Below are 21,302 nucleotides of genomic sequence, written 5' to 3' on the forward strand. Positions count from 1 at the left end.
CCGCGCTTCGACGTCGAGTTGGCGCCGAGGGTCAGACCCGTGACGCTGGACGGGTTCCGCGCCTCACCGCGGAGTCGAGCGCGACGCCGGGCCGGGCGGGCGCACCGGCCGCGTCGTGACCGGCGGCTACCTGTACCGTGCCATAACTCGGCCGTGGTTCGTTGACCTGCTGTTTTGGTCGCGTGGGGGTTGTGGGATGCTCTCCGGCTGTGCTGTTTCGGCTGACGTACTTGATCATGGTGAGGTTGTTCGGCTGGCTGGGTCTACTCGCTCGGTCCGCTGCCGCCAAGGACGTCGAGATCCTCGTGCTCCGGCAGGAGGTGGCGGTCCTGCGTCGCCAGGTTGGCCGGCCACGCCCTTCGTGGTCGGATCGTGCGGTCTTGTCCGCGTTGGCACGGAGGCTGCCCCGCGAGCTGCGGCGGCTTCGCATCGTCAGGCCGGGCACGCTGTTGACCTGGCATCGCCGGCTGGTTACCCGGAAATGGACCTACCCCCACCGGCCTGGACGACCGATGATCGATGATGAGCTGCGCGAGCTGGTCGTCCGACTTGCCCGGGAGAATCCGCGGTGGGGGCATCGCCGCGTCCAGGGAGAGCTCGTCCGGCTCGGGCACCGCATCGGTGCGGGCACGATCCGCCGTATCCTCGCCGCGGCCCGGATCGGTCCCGCGCCTGGACGCAGGGACACCGGTTGGCGCACTTTCTTGCGCGCGCAAGCGGCGGGCTTGCTGGCCACGGATTTCTTCCATCTGGACACCATCGGCCTGCGCCGGCTCTACGTCCTGTTCGTGATGGAGATCCACACCCGGCGGTTCACATCCTGGGCGTGACCGAGCATCCGACCGCTGCCTGGATGACGCAGGCCGCTCGCAACCTGCTGATGAACCTCGGCCAGGGCATCTCCCGATTCCGGTTCCTGATCCGCGACCGGGACACCAAGTTCGCCGCGTCGTTCGACGCGGTGTTCGCCTCCGAGGGCATCGAGGTGGTGAAGACCCCGCCGCGAACGCCCCGAGCGAACTGTTACGCGGAGCGGTTCGTGCGCAGTGTTCGGTCGGAGTGCACCGACCGGATGCTGATCTACGACGAACGCCACGCCCTGACCGTGCTTGATGAGTTCGCCCGGCACTTCAATGATCACCGGCCGCACCAGGGCCGTGAGCACCGCCCACCCAACCACGACCCCGCTGAAGGCATCCCGCTCGACGAACCGATCCGCCGACATCGAGTCCTGGGCGGCGTGATCAACGAATATCGACGAGCAGCCTGAACTGATCCCAAAACCGCAGCTCAAAAGACCGAGTCGCGAGTTTTGGCACGGTACAAGTGCAGAGCATGCTGCGGCACTCGTCGATCACGGTGACCATGGACACCTACACCACTGTGCTGCCCGAAGTCGCGCTCGCGGCGGCTGAGGCCACGGCCAAGATCATCCCGCGGTCGGCATCGCGACAGCTCGGGCACGTCTCGGGCTCGTCACCGGCCACAATGGACAGTCAGCAAGCGGAAGATCTGGTTCCGGATAACACAAAACCCCAGGTCACTGTTTTAGGTGACCCGGGGAGTGGGGGTGCGCCATCAGGGACTCGAACCCCGAACCCGCTGGTTAAGAGTCCGAACTTTGAGGTGTCGGATGGTGCCGAGTGATGCCGGACAAGACCTTTTCGTCTGCTCAGAGCGTTCTGTCGTCGACCGTGGATGTCGGGGAGTGTCGTCCAGTGTCGTCGTGTCGGGGACCTCTCGGGCTCGTCTCGGGCTCGCTGGTGCCGGATTCTGTCGCCGAGTTCGCCGCGGTCATGAGTGTCTTCGGAGGAGTGGGGAATGGCAGCTGCTCGGTACGCGTGCCCGGTTCTGAGGCTTGGCTGGGCCCTGCGTGTCAGGGTGAGTTGAGTCCACTGGTTCACAGCAACCCGGCCTGATGCAGGGCGAGATACGGATCGACTGACATGACCCGCAAGACCATGTCCCCGGTAGTTGAGGGCGACAATGAGCGGATGGATTCCCAGCACCCGCGCAGCGACGGGCCACGGCGGCGACGCACGTTCACCGCGTCCGAGAAACTCGCGCATCTGGACGCCTACGAGGCGGTGTGTGAGCAGGGCGACGGCGGCGGGTACCTGCGGCGGGAAGGCTTGTACTCGTCGTTGATCAGCGAGTGGCGCAAGCAGCGTGATGCCGGCGTGCTGGCGGGCAAAAAGCCCGGTGAGAAGGTCGGCAGGCCGTCCGCGGAGCAGGCTGAGATCGCGCGGCTCACGCGGGAGAACGCCCGTTTGAGCAAGCGGTTGAACACCACCGAGACGGCTCTGGACATCATGGGATAAAGCGCACGCTCTCTTGGAAGGTCTTTCCGAGAGGGCGGATTCCGACGAGAAGCGCAAGAAGCATTGACCCAGGCCTACGCGTCGATGACCGCCGATGGTGTGCCCACGAGGCAAGCCGCCTGGTTGACCGGGCTGGTGCGCTCGACGGCGATCCGTCACGGCAAGACTGCCGCCGCGCCCACGCCGGTGGTCGTGCCGCACCCGGCGCCGGCCCCAGTCAACAAGCTGACCGTTTCCGAACGCCTGCGGATACTCCAGGTGCTCACCAGCGAACGATTTGTGGACATGGCGCCGTTGCAGATCTATGCCCAGTTGCTCGACGAGGGCGTCTACGTGTGCTCGGTGTCCACGATGTATCGGGTGCTGGCGGAGAACAAGCAGGTCAAGGAACGCCGCCGGCTGGCGCGGCACCCAGCGAAGGCCTGTCCAGAACTGGTCGCGACCGCACCTCGTCAGGTGTATTCGTGGGACATCACCAAGCTGGCGGGCCCGGTGAAAGGCACCTACCTCGACGCGTACGTGATGATCGATATCTACTCCCGGTTCATCGTCGGAGTCCATGTCCACGCCCACGAATCCGGTGTCCTGGCGAAAGAACTGATGGAACAGATCTTCACGGTCCACGGCGTTCCGCAGGTCGTGCACGCTGATCGTGGTACGTCGATGACCAGCAAAACCGTCGCCGTCTTGCTCGCCGATCTCGAGGTCACCCGGTCGCACTCGCGGCCCCGCGTGTCGAATGACAACCCCTACTCGGAATCGCTGTTCAAGACCTTGAAATATGGTCCGGAATTCCCCGAACGCTTCGGGTCACTGTCGGAGGCAAGGAAATTCATGGACGAGTTCGCCCAGTGGTACAACCACGAACATCGACACACCGGTATCGGGCTGCACACGCCCGCCGATGTCCACTTCGGCCTGGCAGCCGCCAAAGCCGCCGATCGGCGCGCCGTGCTCGCCGAGGCCCGGGCCAGGCATCCGCATCGGTTCGGTGGCATCACCACGGCGCCGAAGGTGCTCGATCTCCCCGACACCGTCTGGATCAACCGACCAGCCGACGACACCAACCCGGAGACTGAAACCGAAGCCGCCTAACACCCACTGGTCTCACTCGCCTTGACAAATTCCGCCAGCCACGCTCGAGCACCTGCTCACCCTCGCAGCATTTAAGGATCGGGCGTACCGACCCCTGACACCGGCGGGCGGGTCAGGCGCCGCCCTTGGCGAGGTAGTCGGCGGGGTCGTACAGGATGCACAGTCGCTGAATCTTTCCCTCGGCGAAGGTGAAGAACTCGGTGAGCCGAGAGGTGCCTTTGGGCAGGTGGGCGTCGTAGCACACGGCGGCGCCGTCGGGGTCGTGGACCTCCTGGATCAGGTCGATCTTCTGGATGTTCGCGATGAACCCCCGCACTCCCTGCAGGAACGGAGCGGCCCCCGTCCTTTGCCCGGCGATCGGACCCTCGAAGTGGAGGTCCTCGGCGAGCAGTGGTGCCAGGTCCCGGCCGTCCCCGTAGCTCTCGATCCCGCCCGTGAGGATCCCGTAATACTCCCTGAGCACGACGGGTGCGCTGTCGCTGACCACAGTCATGGTGCTCTCCCTCGTCTCGAACGTGGTTGAAAAACTAAACTACTTGATAGAGATTGGCAACCATCCTGCTAGTCTGCCGACGTGCGTTCCTACAACCAGTACTGCTCGATGGCACGCGCCCTCGACCTGGTGGGTGACCGCTGGACCCTGCTGATCGTCCGTGAGCTGCTCACCCAGGGCCCTTGCCGCTTCTCCGATCTGCGCCGCGGGCTGCCCGGCATCGCCAGCAACCTGCTGGCCGACCGCCTCCGCGACCTGGAGAGCACCGGGCTGATCGCCCGCCACGACGAACTGCCGCCGGTCGCCGCCACGCTCATCACGCTCACCGACCGCGGCAGCGACCTCGGGGGCGTGGTCCGCGAGCTGACCCGCTGGGGCGCCCCGCTGATGGTCGCCCCGCCGGACGACGACGCGTTCCGGGTGCACTGGTTCTCGCTGCCGCTGCGCCACCTGTGCACGGACATCACACCCGACGAGCCAGCGAGCGTCGTGCGCCTCGGCGACCTGGGCGACGGCTGCGACATCATCGCCGACCGCGGCCGGATCGACGTACGCCCCTGCTCGACCGAACGCCGGCCCGACGCCAAGATCGCCGCGCCGCCGCACGTGTTCGTCGCGCTCTTCACCGGCGCGGTGACCCTGCGGACGGCGATGACCATGGGACTTGCCGTTGACGGCTCCGTCGCGGCCCTCGAACGCGTGCTACCCGGGAAGATCGATGGCTGACGTACCCAACAGCGACCTGCTCGATCGGATCGCTAAGGACTTCACGGACGATCGAGACGTCGCCATGGGGACGATGTTCCGCAGCCCGGGACTTCGCGTCGGCGGCAAGATCTTCGCCTTCCTCGGACACCGCGGTGAGCTCATCGTGAAGGTACCCAGCGATCGGGTCAGGGAGCTCATTGCCACCGGACAGGCCGAGCAGGTGGTCATGGGCAAACGGACAATGCGGGAGTGGATCGAGCTCCCCGCCCTGGGAGACCGCACGGCGACGCTCGCCCTCTGGCGAGACCTCGCACGCGAGGCGCACCAGCATGTCGACTCTCTGCGGCGACCGAGTTGATCAGCGGCGGGAACCGCCGGCCACCCAAGCGATCGTCGCCGCCAGTGGCGGTCAGGGCGTCGTGAGGGCGGAGAGTGTGTAGTGCACCGTGCTGTTGAGCTCGGCGGAGGGCGCACCAGCGCGGGATCGTAGGTTAACTCCGTAGGCCAGCAGCGCCAACTGGCCCGCGGTGTTCTCGATGTCCGCTCCGGAGCGGAGTTGGCCGAGCCGGTGGGCGGTGCCAAGCGCGTCGCGCATCGCGGCGCGAAGGTGTTCGTAGTGACGGTGGAGGCGGCGTTGCACGTCGGGGTCGGAGCTTTCCGCGCCGGTGTGCGCGTTGACCATCAGGCAGCCCCACCGGGCGCGCTCACCAGAGCACCGGGCACGGATGAGTTGTTCGAAGAACTGGGTGATCGCCGGTAGTCCGCGCGGGTCGTCGGCGAGGCGGGCGAAGCCAGGCAGTGCATTGTCGTCGAGGTAGCGGTCAAGCGCGGCCAGGTAGAGCTGGCGCTTGTCACCGAACGTGGAGTACAGACTGGACCGGTTGACCCCGGTCGCGGTCACCACGTCCCGGATGCCGGTGGTGGCCAGTCCCTGCCGCCAGAACAGCTGCACGACCACGCCCAGCACGGCGGCTTCGTCGAAGTGCTTGACGTCGGCCACAAACTTCACTCCCCGCAAACCTGGAACAGATGGTCCAAGATAATATACCCTCTATCTTGGAACGACCGATCCAAGATAGTTGTTGGAAGGGAGCCGATCGCGAAATGGCTGAATTCACCGTCTACGACGAGAAGACCGCGCCCGAACAGGCGCGTCCAATGCTGGCCGGCGCCAAACGTCGACTCGGGTTCATCAGCACGTTGGCCGGGGTGATGGCCGAGTCGCCTGAGCTGCTGGCCGGGTACAACGCGTTGTTCGAGAAGTTCCAGGCATCTTCGCTGCCCGGTCCGGCCAAGCACGTCGTGATGATCACCGCCAGCGTGGCCAATGAGTGCGCCTACTGTGTGGCCGCGCACTCCACCATGGCGCTGCGCGCGGACCTCGATCAGGACACGGTTGGGGCGCTGCGCGACAGCAAGCCGCTCGACGACCCCGCCCTGGAAGTGGTGCGTGCGTTCACCCGCGCTGTGGTGGATGGCCGTGGCTGGGTGGACGACGAGCGAGTGGACGCGTTCCTTGCCGCCGGATTCACCCGCCGCCACCTGCTGGACGTCGTCCTCGGCGTGGGGGTGAAGACCTTGTCCAACTACACCAACCACATCGCGCACACCCCCCTCGATCCTGCCTGGGCAGCGCAGGAGTGGACACCTCCGGGTGCGTAGCTGACCAGAGCTGCGCCGATCCGCGCGGACGCCTGCATCCACTCACCGCATCGCTCGCATCATGTCCGGCGCGGAGGTGAACCTGCTCGCCCCTGCGCGACATACGAGAAACGTTCATCCAGGAATGATCGGCATGAACCGTGCCGACGACCGCACCGTTCATGATCGTGGTCGTCCGTGGGTGTCTCGGGTGGGGATGCCGCGTTCCCTCAGTTTGGTCAGCACTGTGGTGTGATCGACGCCCAGGTGTGCGCCGACTCGCGCGAGGGACCAGCCGAGGTTGTACAGGTGGATGGCGTCGTCGACCTGTTCGGGCGACAGCCCGCGCCGCCGCATCGGCACACCGTGCCGGTGGAGGATGTTGCTGACCGTCCGCCGTTCGATGCCGAACCGGTCGCCCAGTTCGTACACCGTCGCCCCGGCTTGGTAACCGGCGATGAGCTCCTGGACCCGGTCGGCGTCGAGTTGACGGGCCCGCCCCGGCTTCGGTCGGTCGACGGGCGGTAGAGCCGGTGTCGTAGGGCAGGACAGCTTCCGGAGCAGGGTTTCCAGCGCTTCTACCTGGGATTTGTGTTGTAGTAAGTTCCCCCAAGGTCCACAGATGGCAGGCTCGTGCTCGCGGAGAGCGCGGGCCTTTCTGTTCCGCGTGTCCTGTGGGGGTGCAACCCCCACACCCCGCTCGGGGGCACGCCCCCGAACCCCCAGCCGTGGTTGCGTTGGGTAGATCGGGTTCGAGTAAGCATCCCTGAGGTCCACTCAATTCATGAGAGTGCCGTGTGGGGGCCGAGCCCCCGCCGCCATCTGTGGTTCCGTCACGTAGAGCCCGTGTCAGTTCGGGGTCAGGTTCGTGTCAGGGCTCGGCGGCACAGTCCTTTCCATGACCACCTCAGCGATCACCGCTACCGGCCTCCGGAAGGCCTACCAAGACAAAGTCGTGCTCGATGGCATCGATCTGGATGTTGCCGCCGGGTCCGTTTTCTCGCTGCTCGGTCCCAACGGGGCCGGGAAGACCACCACCGTCAACATCCTCACCACCCTTGCGCAGGCCGATGGGGGCAGCGTGCGCGTTGCCGGGCATGATGTCGGCTCGGATGCCAAGGCCGTTCGGAAGGTCATCGGGGTCACCGGGCAGTTCGCCGCCGTTGACGAGTTGCTCACCGGGCAGGAAAACCTGCAGCTCATGGTGGACCTCAGCTCCGTCAAGAACGGCAAGCGGGTTGTCGCGGACCTGCTCGAGCGCTTCGAACTCACGGAGTCCGCGCAGAAGCCCACCTCGACCTACTCCGGGGGCATGCGCCGGAAGCTCGACCTCGCCATGACCCTCGTCGGGGACCCGCGGATCATCTTCCTCGACGAACCCACCACCGGCCTGGACCCGCGCAGCCGGCGGACCATGTGGTCCATTGTCAAGGACCTCGTCGCCGACGGCGTCACCATCTTCCTCACCACCCAGTACCTCGACGAGGCCGACCAGCTCGCCGACCGGATCGCCGTGCTCGACCACGGGCGCCTCGTCGCCCAGGGCACGCCCGATGAGCTCAAGCGGCAGATCCCCGGGACGCACGTCCGGCTGCGGTTCACGAACGTCGCCGAGCTCGACGCGGCCGCGCGGGTCATCGCCGGGTCCACCCGGGACGACGAGTCGCTCACCCTGCGGGTTCCCGGCGACGGCGGCACGAAGTCGCTGCGCACCCTGCTCGACCGGCTCGACGAGTACGCCATCAGCGCCGAAGAGTTTTCCGTCCACACCCCTGATCTCGACGACGTTTTCCTCGCCCTGACGGGCCACACCACGGAGGTCGCAGCGAAATGAGCACCCACTCGACGGTCATGTTGCGCCGCAACTTCAAGCACATCGCCCGGAACCCGACCTCGGTGTTCAACGCGGTCCTGATGCCGATCGTGATCATGCTGATGTTCGTCTACATGCTGGGCGACGCGTTCGACGTCGGCGTGAACTACGTCGACTACGCGACACCCGGCCTGATGCTGCTCGCCGTCTGCTACGGCCTCGGCGCCACCGCGACGTCGGTGAACTCCGACATGACCAAGGGCATCATCAACCGGTTCAAGGTCATGGACGTCTCGCGCGGCGCGGTGCTGACCGGGCACGTCGTCGCCAGCGTCCTGACGAACGTCGTCGCCATCGCGGCTCTCGTCGGCGTGGCGTTCGCGCTGGGGTTCCGTCCGAACGCGAGCTTCCTCGACTGGCTCGGTGTCGTCGGCATGGTCCTGCTGCTCGCCTTCGCGGCCGGCTGGCTGACTGTCGCGTTGGGACTGTTCGCCAAGTCGCCGGAGACGGCGGGCCTGGCGTCCGTGCCGCTGGTCATGCTGCCGTTCTTCAGCAGCGCGATCGCGCCGGCGGACAAGATGGGGCCGGGACTGCGGCAGTTCGCGGAGTACCAGCCCTTCACGCCGATCATCGAAACCGTGCGCGGGCTGCTCAACGGCACGCCGTCGACCGGCTACGCGCTCGCCGCGGTCGCCTGGTGCCTCGGGATCGCGCTCGCCGGGTACTTCTGGGCGCGGTCCACGTTCAAGAAGCGAGCGTGACTTCGGCCAGCTCGCGCCAGCTCGCCCGTTTCCCCTCCTGAGTCGCCTCGGTGAACCTCGTGTCACCGAGGCGATTCCGCGTGGCCTGCTCGATCCGCGCGATGTCCGGCTGCGAGCGGTCCACCACACCGCGCACGGCGGCGCTCGCCGCGAGCAGCCGCGCCGCCTGTTCGTACTCTTCCTTGCGCAGAGCCAAGTCCGCGATGCCGACGAGCACCTGCGCGATCATGGGCGCGGCCCCCGTCTCGGACGCCGCCCGGAAGGCCGCGACGCGGTGGTCGCGGGCCTCACCGAGGTCTTCGGCGAGGTAGCCGAGCAGATCGTGGGTCGTCACCTGGATGTTCGCCCGTTCGGCGGCCGAGCCCAGCGTCGCCGTCGTGACGTCGAGCTGCCGGCGTGCTTGGACGGCGTCGCCGCTCCAGCGGGCGATGTCCGCTTTCGCCAGGGCCAGCTCGGTCAGCGCCTCCGGCCAGGCGACCCGTTCCGCGAGCCGCTGCGCCTCGGCCATCGCCGACGCGCTCGCTTCCTCGTCCCCTGACAGCCAGTACAGCTGGGCCTGCCGCGACCGCATCCGCAGGACGTCCTCGATGGCGCCGACCTCGGTGACGACGACGATGGCCTGTTCGTAGTACTCGCACGCGCCGGCGAACTCGCCGCGCATGGCGATCCGGTCGGCCAGCTCGGTCAGGGCGAACGACGTCCCCCACCGTTCGCCGAGCGCGCGGAACTCGGTCAGCGCCGTCTCGAGGAAAGCGTCGGCCTCCTGCTCGTCCTCGCCGAACTGGATCCGCATCTTGCCGAGCTGCAGCCGGGCGAGGCCGCGGACCCACGGGTCTTCGTCGGCGAGCAGCGGTTCCCACGCGGGCAAGAACTCTTCCGGCGTCCGCAGCATGCGTTCCAGCGCGGCGACCAGCGACACCGCCGGGTGCGGGTGCCGAACGCGGCCGCTGAGCTCGTGGACCTGGTGGATCCAGTCCGCCGCCTCGAACTGGTCGCTTTCCCGGCCGGACGTCAGGAAGCCCGTGACGAACGCGTACACCGTGGCGCGGATTTCGTCGGGCACCTCGCCGGGCAGGGCGGTGGCCGCCATGAGCAGCTCGTTGCCTTCGGTCTTGTGCCCGGCGAGCCACCAGTACCAGCCGGCGGCCGCCGCCAGCCGCATCGCCTCGGGCGTCTCGCCGGTCGCGAGGGCTCCACGCATCGCGGCGACGATGTTGTCGTGTTCGGCGTCGAGGGTGGCGAGCCAGGTGAGCTGGTCGGCCCGGCGGAGGTGCGGCTCCGCGGTTTCGGCGAGTTCGGTGAAGTACGCGAGGTGCGCCCGGCGCGCCGAGTCCGTGTCCCCGGCCTCGGCGAGCCGCTGCTCGGCGTACTCCTTGATCGTGCCGAGCATCCGGTACCGCGGCGCCCGGTCGCCCGCGCTGACCACCAGCGACTTCTCGGCCAGCGCGGTCAGCAGCTCCTCGGCCGCGTCGGTCCCGCAGACCCGCTCGGCCGCCTCCAGGCTCGCGCCACCGGAAAACACCGAAAGCCGGCAAAGGACGGCGCGTTCGTCGTCGGACAGCAGCTCCCAGCTCCAGTCGATCACCGCGCGCAGCGTCCGGTGCCGCGGCAGCGCGGTGCGGCTGCCGCCGGTCAGCAGGCGGAACCGGTCGTCGAGGCGGTTGGCGAGCTGGTCGAGCGACATCGTGCGCAGCCTGGCCGCGGCGAGCTCGATCGCCAGGGGCATCCCGTCCAACGCGCGGCAGACGCGGGCGAGCGTCGGGGCGTCGGCCACGAAGTCCTTGCGCACCGCGCCGGCCCGGTCTCGCAGCAGCCGGACCGCCGGGGCTTCCTCGATCTTCGCGGGGTCGGCGCCCTCGGCAGGCAGGACGAGCGGGGCCACCGGCCACAGCGCCTCACCGGTGATGCCGAGGGGTTCGCGGCTCGTCGCGAGGATGCGCAGCCGGCGGCACTCGCCGAGCACCCGGTGGGCGAAGGCCGCCGCGGACTCGATGACGTGCTCGCAGTTGTCCAGGACCAGCACCAGGTCGCGGTCCCGCAGCGCGGCGATGACCCGGTCGGTGGGTTCGGCCTCCGGCGCGTCGCCGAGCAGGGCGTCGCGCAGCTTGAGCGCGGCGAGCGTCGCTTGGGCCACGTCGCCCTCGGTCGGCGCGAGCTCCACCAGCCAGGCGCCGTCCGGAACGTCACCGAGCAGCGTGCGCGCCGTCTCGGTGGCCAGCCGGGTCTTGCCCGAGCCGCCCGGTCCGACCAGCGTGGTGAGCCGGTGTTCGGCGACGAGCTCGCGGACGGCGGCGATGTCGTCGTCCTCGCCGACGTAACTGGTCAGCTCGGCGCGCAGGTTCGTCTTGCGTGGCTCTTCGCGTCGGGTCAGCTCGCCGCGCAGCAGCGCGACGTGCAGTGCGGCCAGCTCCGGTGACGGGTCGACGCCCAGTTCGTCGGCCAGCGTCTCGCGCGTGCGCTCGTAGAGTCGCAGGGCCTCGGTGTCCCGGCCGGTCGCGACCAGGCCGCGCATCAACGCTCCGACGAGCCGCTCCCGGGCCGGGTGCGCGGCCACCAGGTCGGTGAGCTCGGTGACGACGCCCTGGCCGAAGTCGGTCTCCGCGTCGAAGCGGTCCTCGAGGGCGGCCAGCCGGAGTCCTTCGAGCCGCGTGACCGCGGCGTCGAACGCGGCGCTCTCGGTGAGGCCGACGTCCTGCATGGCCGCGCCCCGCCACAACGCCAGCGCCGCACGCAGCTGCCGGACGTCGTCACCGGCCTGGGCGACGAGGCGTTCGAACCGCACGGCGTCGACGGCGTCGGGGTCGACGGTCAGCCGGTAGCCGGCGGGCCGGCCTTCGACGGCGCCGTCCGGAAGGACCTTCCGCAGCCGGGAAACCAAGCGCTGCAACGCGTTCGCCGCGTCGGCGGGCGGGTTCTCGCCCCAGATCCAGTCGACGAGCGTCGCCTTCGGGACCACGTGACCCGGGTCGAGCGCGAGCGCGATCAGCAGTCCGCGCAGCCGGGCGCCCGGCACGTCGGCCACGACGCCGTCGTCCGAGCGAACTTCGAATGACCCCAGTATCCCGATCTGCACCAGGCCGATCATGCCACGGGCGCCCGGGTGTCCGGGCCGTGTCAGCGCCGTGTCAGGCCGGGCGGCGATCGTGGTCGGCACACCCACCAAGAAAGGACCTCCGATGAGCGACATCCCGCAGGGACTTCCGATGGAGCGCGACGCGGGGCCCTTCGACCCGCCCCGCGAGGTCACCCTGCTGCGCGACACCCGCCCGGTCAGCCCGATGGTGTTCCCCGACGGGCACGAGGGCTGGCTCGTCACCGGCTACGAAGCGGTGCGGGAGATGATGGCCGACACGCGGTTCAGCTCGCGGCTGGACCTCGACGTCGTCCACGTGCCGTACGAGACGCCCGGCATGCCCGTCGCGACCGAGCCGTCCCCGCAGCTGCCGGGCATGTTCATCGCGATGGACCCGCCGGACCACGGCCGGCTGCGCAAGCGGCTCACCGGCGCCTTCACCGTGAAGCGGATGAAGCAGCTCGAGGAGCACATCGCCGAGATCGTCGAGCAGCAGCTCGACCACGTGGCGCGCCTGGCGCCGCCGATCGACCTGGTGAAGGAGTTCGCGCTGCCGGTGCCGTCGCTGGTGATCTGCGAGCTGCTCGGCGTTGCCTACGAAGACCGCGAAAGCTTCCAGGCCAACTCGGCGCAGTTCATGGTCCGGGACCAGACGCTCGAAGAGAAGATGGGCGCGTACATCGCGCTGAACACGTACCTGTCCGAACTGGTCACCCACAAGCGCTCTTCGCCGGGCGAGGACATCCTCTCCGACCTGGCGCGCCACGAGGACCTCACGATCGAGGAGCTGACCGGTGCCGCGTTCCTGTTGCTGATCGCGGGGCACGAGACGACCGCGAACATGCTGTCGCTGGGCACTTTCGCGCTGCTGGAGCACCCTGCGGAGCTGGCTTCGCTGAGCGCCGACCCTTCGTTGATGCCGGGGGCGGTGGAGGAGCTGCTGCGGTACCTGTCCGTCGCCGACATCTTCTTCCGGTACGCGACGGAGGACCTTTCGCTGGGAGGCGAAACGATCCTCAAGGGGTCGACGGTGGTCGTGTCGCTGCTGGCGGCCAACCGCGACCCGCAGCGTTTCGAGAACCCGGACGTCTTGGACATCCGCCGCAACGCGCGGGGACTGTTGTCGTTCGGCCACGGCGTGCACCAGTGCCTGGGGCAGCAGCTGGCGCGCATCGAGATGCGCGCCGGGTTCGAGGGTCTGCTGCGCCGCTTTCCGTCTCTCCGGCTCGCCATCCCCGCCGATGAGGTGAAGCTGCGGACCGACATGAACATCTACGGTGTTCACGAGCTGCCGGTCACCTGGTGAGCGTTGGTCGTGACACGCGGGATCGGCCGCGTGTCACGGTCCCTCCCGGGCCCGCATCCACAGGACGACGTCCAGGCAGCGCAGCAGGCTGATGTCGTCGATGCCGCCCGCTTCCTCACGCAGCTTCGCCACCGCCGAGGCGCGGGTCAGGTCGGTGTGGAACCAGTTCCACAGGCAGTTCCACGGGCTCGCGGGCGCCTTGAGGATCGCTCTGACCTGGCTGTCGTACACCGGGGTCAGGCGGGGACGCTTGCGGGCCAGCAACTTGGACGCCGTCACCGGGCGGTGGTTGCCGCCGCACTGGCGGAACAGCTCCCACAGCCGGTGGGCCGGCGCGCCCGGTTCGTAGAACGACCACGGGGCCGAGTGCATGGGGATGTCCGCCGGGATCTGCTCCAGCAGCTCCCGGATCTGGAGCGCGTACGTGATCGTCGTGTCGATGGCCACGTTCGCCAGGCTGGTGATGCTCAGGAAGTTCAGCGCCAGGACGTCCGCTTCGGTCACCGTGTTGGCGACCGACGGGCCGTCGCCGCCGCCGGCGAACCGCTCGAACCAGCGGCCCGTGTAGCGGCGCTGGTCGAAGTAGCGCCTCAGCGCCTTCAGTGACTCTTCGCGGTGCTCACCGCGGACGCATTCGTCCAGGACGTGGTGCTGGTGTGCGTAGTCGGTCATGTCGGACGCTCCCCTCCTCGCCCGATGAGGGTCGCGTCCGTGACCTCGGTCGTTACGGCAGCGTTTTAAGCCAATTTCCCACCACGCCGAAGTAAGCCGGCGCGTTCGGCGCGTAGTTGATCGCGTGGCCGTAGCCGTTCAGGATGTACGTCTGCAGCTGCGAAGTGCCGAAGAACGGCGCTTCGGACGCCCGCAGCGCCGCCGGGGACGAACAGTCGCTGCCCAGGGTGCCGCAGAAGTTCGGGTCATTGCCGACCACCAGCAGGACCGGGGCCGTGATCTGGCGGGACGCCGGGATGACCACGGTCGTCAGCGTCAGGCTGTCCACCGCCTCGGTCGCGGCGAAGACGTCCTTTGTGGACTCGTCGTAGGCGATCGCGGCGGTGTCGTACGGGCCCGGTGTGTGGAAAGCGGCGTAGCGGGTGCCCGGGTCGGTGGTCAGGTAGCCCGCGTCACGGCCCGGGACGGCCGGGTCCAGCGGGGCCGGGATCATCTGCGCCAGCGTGGGGATCACCGAGACCAGGTTCATCCGGTGCGTCATCCCGGTGACGAGCACGCCGTCGACGTCGCGGTAGCGGCCCGCCTCGATCATCGCCATCGCCGAGCCGATCGAGTGGCCGCCGATGACCACCTTCGCGAACCGCGCGCGCACCGCCTGGACCACCGCGTGCGCCGCGGTCGCCTGGACGGACGCGCTCAGCAACGTTCGGTTTCTTCCTGCGTCCGGACGGCTTTTTCGGCCAGCGAACGGTATTCGTGCTCCCGCGCGAGGGCCGCCTTGGCGCGCCAGGTCGAGGCCAGCTGCACGATCGCGATCGACAGCACGACGGTGATCAGGACGAAGACCCCGGTCACGCCGATGATCTCCTGCCATTGGTGCCAGTTCATGTCCGTCCCTCCTCGCCGTCCCCCTGGACGGATTCCGGTGTGGTCAGCGTCGGCACGGCGGCCGCGATCGTCTCCGGGGTCAGCACGACGGAGAACGGCGTGAGCTCGTAGAACCGCAGCGTCTTGCCGTCTTCGCCGACCTCGAAGCTCGCCTCGACCAGGCCCGCGGCTTCGAGCTTGCGCAGGTGGACCTGCAGCAGCGCGCGGCTGATCCGCAGCTCGCGCGCGAGCTTGCTGACGTAGGTGCGTTCGGCGCGCAGGGCGGCGACGATCCGCAGCCGGTGCGGGTTGCCGAGGGCGCCCAGCTGCCGCAGCAGGTCGTCGCCCGTGGTCCACATGCCAACAAAAGTTGGCAGGTGGTCGGCCGAAGGGGTATCAGGGTGATCCCTGAAGAGCCGGGAACGTCAGCGCAAGGCCTTCTGGCGGCGCGTCAACGCCGACGGGTCGAGGTTGGCGCGCGTCCCCGCGTCGTGGCCGTCGAGGTACCCGCTGCCGGACAGCCGGCGGGGCGCGGCGGAGCGCAGGCCGCCGTACTCGGAGTCGAACGCGTGCTGCACCAGCTGCGCGCGGTCGCGGACCACCAGCTCGGCCGACCGCTCGCCCGGCGCCGCCGTGCGGACCGCTTCCTGCTCGGCGTGGGTCAGCCGTTCGTGCACCGCGCGGGCGAACCCGTGCAGCCACGTGCGCCGGTAGGCGGCGAGCGACTCGCCGGGGAAGAAACCGTCCGGCCGGACGCGGGTCAGCTGCGTGCTCGCCTGCAGCAGCAGGCTGGTGAACAGCAGCTCGACCCGGCCGAGGTCGGACTTGAAGCCGAACACGGTGACGCTCTCGACCTTCTGGCCGAAGCGGTGCAGCAGCGTCCGGCAGCGCAGCGGGTAGGCGACCGAGGTCAGCAGGCTCGCCTTGTCGCGGCTGTACGGGTCGTTCATCGGGATCTTCAGCGTCCCGATCTCGTCGGAGTTCGCACCGGACGCGGCGAGCATCGCCTGGTCGATCCCGTAGCGCGCGACCAGCTCGGCGGCCTTCGTGTTGTAAGCCTCGGCCTCCGCCTCGGTGACCGCCGGGTCCTCGGCCTTGGCCAGCAGCTTGCGGATGCGCTCGAGCTGCGGGTCTGACTCGGTCATGGAGGGAGGGTATTCGATCAGGTGTTCGGACGCGCGCACCGGGTGCGCGTGTCGCCCGGCGACACAAGTGCGGTCTCGTACGCCACGACCACTGCCTGCGCCCGGCTCGAAATGCCCAGCTTGGCCATCAGCCGGTTGAGGTGCGTCTTCACCGTCGCCTCGCTGACGCGCGGCTCGGCCGCGATGTCGCCGTTCGTCGCGCCCGTGCCGACGTACTTCAGCACCTCGCGCTCGCGGCCGGTCAGCCCCGGCAGCTCCGGCGCGGCGGCGGGCCGGGCCGCGGTGAACGCCTCCACCAGCCGGCGGGTGATGGCCGGGCCGGACAGCATGTCGCCGCGGGCGGCCGCGTGGATGCCCGCGACCAGCGTCTCCGGCGGGCTGTCCTTGAGCAGGAAGCCCGACGCGCCCGCGCGCAACGCCGCGTAGACGTACTCGTCGAGGTCGAACACCGTCAGCATGAGCACGCTGCGCCGCCGCGAGGATCCGCTCGGTCGCCCGCACGCCGTCCAGCTCGGGCAGCCGGATGTCCATCAGGACGACGTCCGGACGCAGTGCTGCCGCCTTCGCGACGGCCTCGAGCCCGTCGCGCGCTTCGCCGATGACGTCGATGCCCGGCACCGCGGCGAGCAACGCGGCGAACCCGGCGCGGACGAGGTCCTGGTCGTCGACCACCAGCACGCTGGTCACTCGGGCTCCTGCGGTTCGGGTGACGGGCGGGTCGGGTACAGCAGGGTCAGCACGACGGCGAGCCCGGCCGGCTCCCGGGGACCGATCTCGATCACGCCACCGTACATCCGGGCACGTTCACGCATACCGACCAGCCCGTGCCCGGCCGGGTTCGGCATCACCTCGCGCCCGCCCGCGTCCGTCACGCTGAGCACCAGCTGCGAAGCCCCGTATTCGAGGACCAGCGAAGCGGCCGAACCGGCGTGCTTGAGCACGTTCGTCAGCGCTTCCTGCGCGACGCGGTACGCGCACAGCTGCTGGCCCGGCGGCAACGTCCGCGGCTCGCCGGTGACGCTCACCTCGACCGGGATCCCGGCCTCGCGGACCCGCGCGGCGAGTGCGTCCAGGTCGCCGAGCCCGGGCGGGGGCCGGTACTCCGCCGGCGCGTGCTGCGGCGGGCGAAGGACGCTGAGGAGGCGTCGCAGCTCGTCGAGCGCTTCGGTGGTCGTGCCGCTGATCGTGTCCAGCGCCGTCCGCGCGGTGTCCGGCGACGATTCGAAGACGTACCGCGCGAGGTTGGCCTGCACCGAGATCACCGAAAGGTGGTGCGAGACGACGTCGTGCAGCTCGTGCGCGATCCGGACGCGCTCCTCGGCGACGGCCTCCTCGGCCTCGTGCTCGGCGTCGCGCAAGCGGTGGCTGCGCACGTAGGCGGCGCGCCCGATCGCCGCGACCCCGGCGGCGAGCAGCAGCGCCAGGAGCGAGTCGCCGACCGGGGAAACCGGGCTGCCGGACAGCATCGACGTCTCGTAGGCGGCCAGGCCGAGCAGCGTCACGGCCAGCGCGTCCCGGAACCGGCACTGCGCCCACACCGTGTAGGCGGCCACGACCACGCTGAGCTGGCCGAGCTGCGACCGGAAACCGAGGCCGTAGAACAGTCCCATCAGGACGACGCAGGCGACCAGGGCCGAGATCGGGAACCGGCGGCGTGCCGCGAGTGGCAGTGCGCTCACGGCGGCGAGGACCAGGCCGAGGGGCCGCGCGTGGTCGCCGAAGTGCCCGCCGAGGTCGGTGGCGCCGACGAGCTGGTAGGCCGCGACGACGACCGCGAGCACGGCGTCGGCGAGCCACGGCCGCGCGCGAAGGAGTCCCGGCACGCTGCGAAGCTACCTGGTCGATCTTTCGCGGTAGGCGGACCCCGAGTAGTACCGCCAAGGTTTACCCGGCACTGCGTCGCCGGTTGCTTCCGCTGCGTGGTCGCTCATCGCTAACCTCGCTCGGCTCGGTGGAGAGGGGGTCCCAACCCAAGGCAAGGGGGAGGGCTTTGGTGCGCCCTCTTCGCCGGGCGCTCAGCCGGCGCTCAATTCAGGTACGCGTCGAGCGTGACGGCCAGCGCCGACTCCGGCGACGGCGCGAAGCTCGCGCCGGCCAGGCCGCCCCACAGCCACAGCTGCGCGAGGCCGTGCAGTGCCGCCCACAGCGACGCGGCGACCAGCCGCAGGTCGGCGCCCGAGCGCGCGAGTGGCGTCGGCACCGCCGCCACCAGCACGGCGAAGGTGTCGAACACCGCACTCGCCGCCGCCGAGAGCGCCGGGTCGTCCGCGTCGACCAGGTCGCGGCGGAACATCAGCTCGAACATCGCCGGGTTGGCCAGCGCGAAGTCGAGGTAGCTGTGGCACGCCGCGGTCAGCCGCTCGCGCGGCGAGTTCCCGGGCAGCGTCTGCCGGCGGGCGAGCAGGTCGGCGTACCCGCGCGTCGCCACGGCGGACAGCAGCTCGGCGCGGCCCGAGAAGTGCCGCAGCGGGGCGCCGTGCGACACGCCGGCGGCCTTGGCGATCCCGCGCAGCGTCACCGCGTCGACGCCTTCATCGGCCAGCAGCTCGGACGCGGTGTCGATCAGGCGTTGCCGGGTGCCCATGCCTCGTCCCGGGTCATGGGGAGCAGGTCCGGGCGCTTCGGGAAGAAGCCGTCGCCGGGCTGGCGGCCGATCACCCGGTTGCGCGTGCGCGTCACGGCGACCGGCAGGACCTCGCGCAGCAGCCAATGCGCGTCGGCACGCCAGCTCCCCGCCGCCGCGACGCCGGGCAGCGGGTCGAGCCAGGCGGGGTCGTGGCTGACGCCGAGCAGGCCGAGGACGTATGCGGCGAGCCGCCGGTGGCCGTGCGTGGAGAGGTGGAGCCGGTCGGCGCCGAAGTACCGCGAGTCGGTGACGGCCTGGTCGGGCCAGAGGTCGATGAGCTGCGCGCCGTAGCTGACGGCGGCTTCGCGGATGGCCTCGTTGAGCGCGACGATCCGCGGCCGCATCCGGCGTCCGAGCGGCATCCGGTGGGAGATGTCGCTGAGGGTGAAGGTGACGACGGTGGGCGAGATCTCGGTGCAGGCCCGGATCGCGGCGTCGACCCGCCGGGCGACGGTCCGCGCGTCCCAGCCGCGGCTCATGACGTCGTTACCGCCGCCGAAGAGCGCGATGAGGTCGGGTTCGAGGCGCGTCGCGGCGGGGACCTGCTCGGGGACGATCTGGTCGAGCCGCCGTCCGCGGACCGCCAGGTTGGCGTACCGGAAGCCGGGCTCGTCCTGCGCGAGGCGGGCGGCGACGAAGTCGGCCCAGCCTCGATACGCGCGCTGGTCCGGGTACGGGTCGTCGAGACCCTCGGCGCAGCTGTCGCCGAGGACGACGAAACGGTGGTAGTTCATTCCGATCTCCGTAACCCGTGGTTCACCTGGTGGACACTGTCTATCAAACTTGTGTAGACGCTGTCTACTTCGGGTCGTCACAATCCGGCGGGGCGCTCCGTCGTACTGGCATGACACTCGAATCGGAAGTCAGGCAGCACATCGGCGAGATCGTCGAAGGGCTGCGAGCCAAGGACCTCGAAGCGCTGAGGCGGGTCTACGCCCCGGACGTCGTGTCCTTCGACGTCGAGCCGCCGCTGCAGCACGTCGGGGTCGAGGCGAAGCTGAAGAACTGGGCGAAGGTGTTCACCCTCTTCGAGAAGGTGGACTACGAACTCCGCGACCTGACCGTCCACGTGCGCGCCGACCTGGCCGTCGGGCACGGCTTCGGGCGGATCAGCGGCACTCTGCCCGACGGGACGGCGATCGAGGGCATGTGGGTCCGCGCGACCTTCGTCCTGCGGAAGCTCGACGGCGCCTGGATGATCGTCCACGACCAGGCCTCGGTGCCGTTCGACGTGGCGACCGGCCGGGGCGTGGCCGACCTCGAGCCCTGACGCCTCAGGCGAGCCGCGCGCGGTGGGCCGAGACGGCGGCCCGCCGCGGGTCGGCCGCCGGGAGCGTCTCCAGCAGGGCGTCCAGCACCGCGAAGTCGTCGACCCCGCACGCCGTCTCCCAGAACGACCACAGCACGCCCGGGTCGGCGCTGTTCAACGCCACCTGGCGGACCTGCGCCGTGAGGGACTCGCGCTCTTCGCGGACCGCGGGCGCTTCCGACTCCGGCAGCAGCGGCCCGCGGAAGACGCGCAGGACGTCGGCCGGGGAACCGGTGCGCAACGACGTTCGCGCCCGGACGAAGTCGGCGTCGACGTCGGCCGCCAGGCGGTACGGGCGCGTCTGCACCACCTGCGCGCCCAGCTGGGAGCGCAGGCGGTGGATCTCCGCGCGGACCGTCACCGGGTTGCCCGTTTCGCCGTAGAGCTGCAGCGCCAGCCGTTCCGCGGACAGGCCGTTCGGGTGCAGGGCCAGCAGGGTCAGGATCTCCGCGTGCCGCAACGTCACCGGTACTTCGCGACCGTCCACAGTGGTCGAATGCGCGCCGTCGGAAAGGTAGCCGAGGCGCAGGCGGGAGCGCTGCCCCGCACCGCCGGAGGACAGCCGGAGCAGGTAGCCCTCGGCGAGGGGCTCGACCGTCGCGATGCGGCCGTCGGAGAGGGCGACCGTCCCGCCGCCGCGCCGGACGTCCACTGTGGACGGAAGCAGGCACGCCTGGGCGGCCAGCACCCGGCCGCCCGCCGAGAGCAGGGCGCCGGGACGTCCGCGCAGGGCTTCCAGGTGCGGCATGTTGACGCGCCGCAGGCGCTCGTCGCGGACCGCGAGGTGGGCGCGCAGCTGGCCCTCGGCGAGCTGCGCCGTGGCCGTGACCAGCGAAATCATCGCCGGGTGGACCGTGCGCAGCGGCCCGCTGACGTCGATGGAGCCGAGCAGCACGCCGGTCTCGGGGTCGCGCACGGGCGCCGCCGCGCACGTCCACGTGTGGTAGCGCCGGACCAGGTGCTCGGCCGAGTGGATCTGCACCGGCTCGCCGGTCGCGAGCGCCGTGCCCATGGCGTTCGTGCCGATCGCGGCTTCGCTCCAGCGCGTGCCTTCGGTGAGGCCGACGCGGTCGCCGCGCAGGAGCTGCGCCGTTTCGCCCTCGCGCCAGAGGATCAGGCCGTCGGCGTCGGTCACGATCATCACGTGCTCGGCGTCGTCGGCGATGCTCACCAGCATCTGTCGCAGCACCGGCAGCACCGGCGCCAGGGGATGGGCTTCACGCAGCGAAGCGAGGGCTTCGGTGTCGAAGACGAACGGGGCCTCGCCCTCGTCCGGGTCGACGCGGGCCGCGAGCGAGCGGTGCCACGAGTCGGAGACGACCGAGCGTGGCGGCCGGGGCCCGGGAACGCCCTGGAGCACCGCCTCGCGGACGTGTTCCAGCAGCCGCGCGTACGACTCGGGGTCGCGCAGCAGCTCCGGTTCGGGCGCCTCTGCCACGTTCACCAGCGTAGATAGCCGGCGCGCGGCCGTG

Annotated in this window: 22 protein-coding genes and 2 pseudogenes; 11 read left to right on the top strand and 13 right to left on the bottom strand. The window is 69.7% G+C overall.

Annotation, left to right across the window (positions count from 1 at the left end; genetic code table 11):
* Positions 1–209: 209 nt before the first annotated feature.
* From OG738_RS16890 to OG738_RS16900, 3 genes and pseudogenes are all read left to right on the top strand, one after another.
* On the top strand, positions 210–830 hold the full coding sequence (locus OG738_RS16890) for a helix-turn-helix domain-containing protein (protein ID WP_329055036.1): 621 nt from the start codon (positions 210–212) through the stop codon (positions 828–830).
* On the top strand, positions 827–1,270 hold the full coding sequence (locus OG738_RS16895) for an integrase core domain-containing protein (protein ID WP_329055038.1): 444 nt from the start codon (positions 827–829) through the stop codon (positions 1,268–1,270). The genes OG738_RS16890 and OG738_RS16895 overlap by 4 nt, the downstream gene beginning before the upstream one ends.
* 724 nt (positions 1,271–1,994) lie before the next feature.
* Positions 1,995–3,416, top strand: a pseudogene (locus OG738_RS16900) (IS3 family transposase).
* A 112-nt stretch (positions 3,417–3,528) separates the two neighbouring features.
* On the opposite strand, the gene OG738_RS16905 reads toward OG738_RS16900, so the two are convergent.
* Complete coding sequence (locus OG738_RS16905) at positions 3,529–3,909, bottom strand: nuclear transport factor 2 family protein (protein ID WP_329055039.1); 381 nt, start codon at positions 3,907–3,909, stop codon at positions 3,529–3,531.
* Positions 3,910–3,990: 81 nt separating this feature from the next.
* Between OG738_RS16905 and OG738_RS16910 the strand changes: the two genes are divergently transcribed.
* Entirely contained in the window at positions 3,991–4,635 is a 645-nt protein-coding gene (locus tag OG738_RS16910; protein ID WP_329055040.1) for a winged helix-turn-helix transcriptional regulator, read from the top strand.
* On the top strand, positions 4,628–4,975 hold the full coding sequence (locus tag OG738_RS16915) for a hypothetical protein (protein WP_329055041.1): 348 nt from the start codon (positions 4,628–4,630) through the stop codon (positions 4,973–4,975). The genes OG738_RS16910 and OG738_RS16915 overlap by 8 nt, the downstream gene beginning before the upstream one ends.
* 51 nt (positions 4,976–5,026) lie before the next feature.
* Here the strand turns inward: OG738_RS16915 and OG738_RS16920 are convergent, their stop codons facing one another.
* The gene (locus tag OG738_RS16920) at positions 5,027–5,617 is read right to left on the bottom strand and encodes a TetR/AcrR family transcriptional regulator (RefSeq protein ID WP_329055043.1); all 591 of its coding nucleotides are present in this window, start codon (positions 5,615–5,617) and stop codon (positions 5,027–5,029) included.
* Between the two features lie 104 nt (positions 5,618–5,721).
* Between OG738_RS16920 and OG738_RS16925 the strand changes: the two genes are divergently transcribed.
* From OG738_RS16925 to OG738_RS16940, 4 genes are all read left to right on the top strand, one after another.
* Positions 5,722–6,279, top strand: coding sequence for a carboxymuconolactone decarboxylase family protein (locus OG738_RS16925; protein WP_329055044.1), 558 nt, complete (start codon positions 5,722–5,724; stop codon positions 6,277–6,279).
* A 231-nt stretch (positions 6,280–6,510) separates the two neighbouring features.
* A complete protein-coding gene (locus OG738_RS16930) occupies positions 6,511–6,786 on the top strand; it encodes a hypothetical protein (protein WP_329055046.1) in 276 nt (91 codons plus the stop codon).
* A 370-nt stretch (positions 6,787–7,156) separates the two neighbouring features.
* A complete protein-coding gene (locus tag OG738_RS16935; protein WP_329055047.1) occupies positions 7,157–8,092 on the top strand; it encodes an ATP-binding cassette domain-containing protein in 936 nt (311 codons plus the stop codon).
* The gene (locus tag OG738_RS16940; RefSeq protein ID WP_329055049.1) at positions 8,089–8,832 is read left to right on the top strand and encodes an ABC transporter permease; all 744 of its coding nucleotides are present in this window, start codon (positions 8,089–8,091) and stop codon (positions 8,830–8,832) included. Before OG738_RS16935 ends, OG738_RS16940 begins: the two co-directional genes overlap by 4 nt.
* Here the strand turns inward: OG738_RS16940 and OG738_RS16945 are convergent.
* Positions 8,816–11,905, bottom strand: a complete 3,090-nt coding sequence (locus OG738_RS16945) for a BTAD domain-containing putative transcriptional regulator (RefSeq protein WP_329055051.1) — start codon at positions 11,903–11,905, stop codon at positions 8,816–8,818. The two genes, OG738_RS16940 and OG738_RS16945, sit on opposite strands and share 17 nt — an antisense overlap.
* A 103-nt stretch (positions 11,906–12,008) precedes the next feature.
* Here OG738_RS16945 and OG738_RS16950 point away from each other — a divergent pair, with 103 nt between their 5' ends.
* Entirely contained in the window at positions 12,009–13,211 is a 1,203-nt protein-coding gene (locus tag OG738_RS16950; protein WP_329055052.1) for a cytochrome P450, read from the top strand.
* A 33-nt stretch (positions 13,212–13,244) separates the two neighbouring features.
* Here the strand turns inward: OG738_RS16950 and OG738_RS16955 are convergent, their stop codons facing one another.
* The 9 genes and pseudogenes from OG738_RS16955 to OG738_RS16995 form a co-directional block, all read right to left on the bottom strand.
* The gene (locus OG738_RS16955) at positions 13,245–13,883 is read right to left on the bottom strand and encodes a DUF6308 family protein (protein WP_329055054.1); all 639 of its coding nucleotides are present in this window, start codon (positions 13,881–13,883) and stop codon (positions 13,245–13,247) included.
* A gap of 52 nt (positions 13,884–13,935) precedes the next feature.
* Entirely contained in the window at positions 13,936–14,586 is a 651-nt protein-coding gene (locus OG738_RS16960) for an alpha/beta fold hydrolase (RefSeq protein ID WP_329055055.1), read from the bottom strand.
* A complete protein-coding gene (locus OG738_RS16965; RefSeq protein ID WP_329055056.1) occupies positions 14,580–14,771 on the bottom strand; it encodes a hypothetical protein in 192 nt (63 codons plus the stop codon). The genes OG738_RS16960 and OG738_RS16965 overlap by 7 nt, the downstream gene beginning before the upstream one ends.
* The gene (locus tag OG738_RS16970; protein WP_329055057.1) at positions 14,768–15,109 is read right to left on the bottom strand and encodes an ArsR/SmtB family transcription factor; all 342 of its coding nucleotides are present in this window, start codon (positions 15,107–15,109) and stop codon (positions 14,768–14,770) included. The genes OG738_RS16965 and OG738_RS16970 overlap by 4 nt, the downstream gene beginning before the upstream one ends.
* Before the next feature lie 66 nt (positions 15,110–15,175).
* Positions 15,176–15,895: a DUF2786 domain-containing protein gene (locus tag OG738_RS16975; protein ID WP_329055059.1), complete on the bottom strand. Its 720-nt coding sequence runs from the start codon at positions 15,893–15,895 to the stop codon at positions 15,176–15,178.
* A gap of 17 nt (positions 15,896–15,912) precedes the next feature.
* A pseudogene (locus tag OG738_RS16980) lies at positions 15,913–16,582 on the bottom strand (response regulator).
* Complete coding sequence (locus OG738_RS16985) at positions 16,579–17,718, bottom strand: sensor histidine kinase (protein ID WP_329055060.1); 1,140 nt, start codon at positions 17,716–17,718, stop codon at positions 16,579–16,581. The pseudogene OG738_RS16980 and the gene OG738_RS16985 overlap by 4 nt, the downstream one beginning before the upstream one ends.
* Positions 17,719–17,921: 203 nt before the next feature.
* The gene (locus tag OG738_RS16990) at positions 17,922–18,479 is read right to left on the bottom strand and encodes a TetR/AcrR family transcriptional regulator (RefSeq protein WP_329055062.1); all 558 of its coding nucleotides are present in this window, start codon (positions 18,477–18,479) and stop codon (positions 17,922–17,924) included.
* Positions 18,458–19,255 (bottom strand): SGNH/GDSL hydrolase family protein, encoded by a 798-nt coding sequence (locus OG738_RS16995; protein ID WP_329055064.1) that lies wholly within the window; start codon positions 19,253–19,255, stop codon positions 18,458–18,460. Before OG738_RS16995 ends, OG738_RS16990 begins: the two co-directional genes overlap by 22 nt.
* Before the next feature lie 110 nt (positions 19,256–19,365).
* On the opposite strand from OG738_RS16995, the gene OG738_RS17000 reads away from it, so the two are divergent.
* On the top strand, positions 19,366–19,791 hold the full coding sequence (locus OG738_RS17000; RefSeq protein WP_329055066.1) for a YybH family protein: 426 nt from the start codon (positions 19,366–19,368) through the stop codon (positions 19,789–19,791).
* Positions 19,792–19,795: 4 nt separating this feature from the next.
* Here OG738_RS17000 and OG738_RS17005 read toward each other — a convergent pair whose 3' ends face one another.
* Positions 19,796–21,268 (bottom strand): GAF domain-containing protein, encoded by a 1,473-nt coding sequence (locus OG738_RS17005; protein WP_442875903.1) that lies wholly within the window; start codon positions 21,266–21,268, stop codon positions 19,796–19,798.
* Positions 21,269–21,302: the final 34 nt, after the last annotated feature.

Source organism: Amycolatopsis sp. NBC_01488 (genome assembly GCF_036227105.1).
Lineage (GTDB): Bacteria > Actinomycetota > Actinomycetes > Mycobacteriales > Pseudonocardiaceae > Amycolatopsis.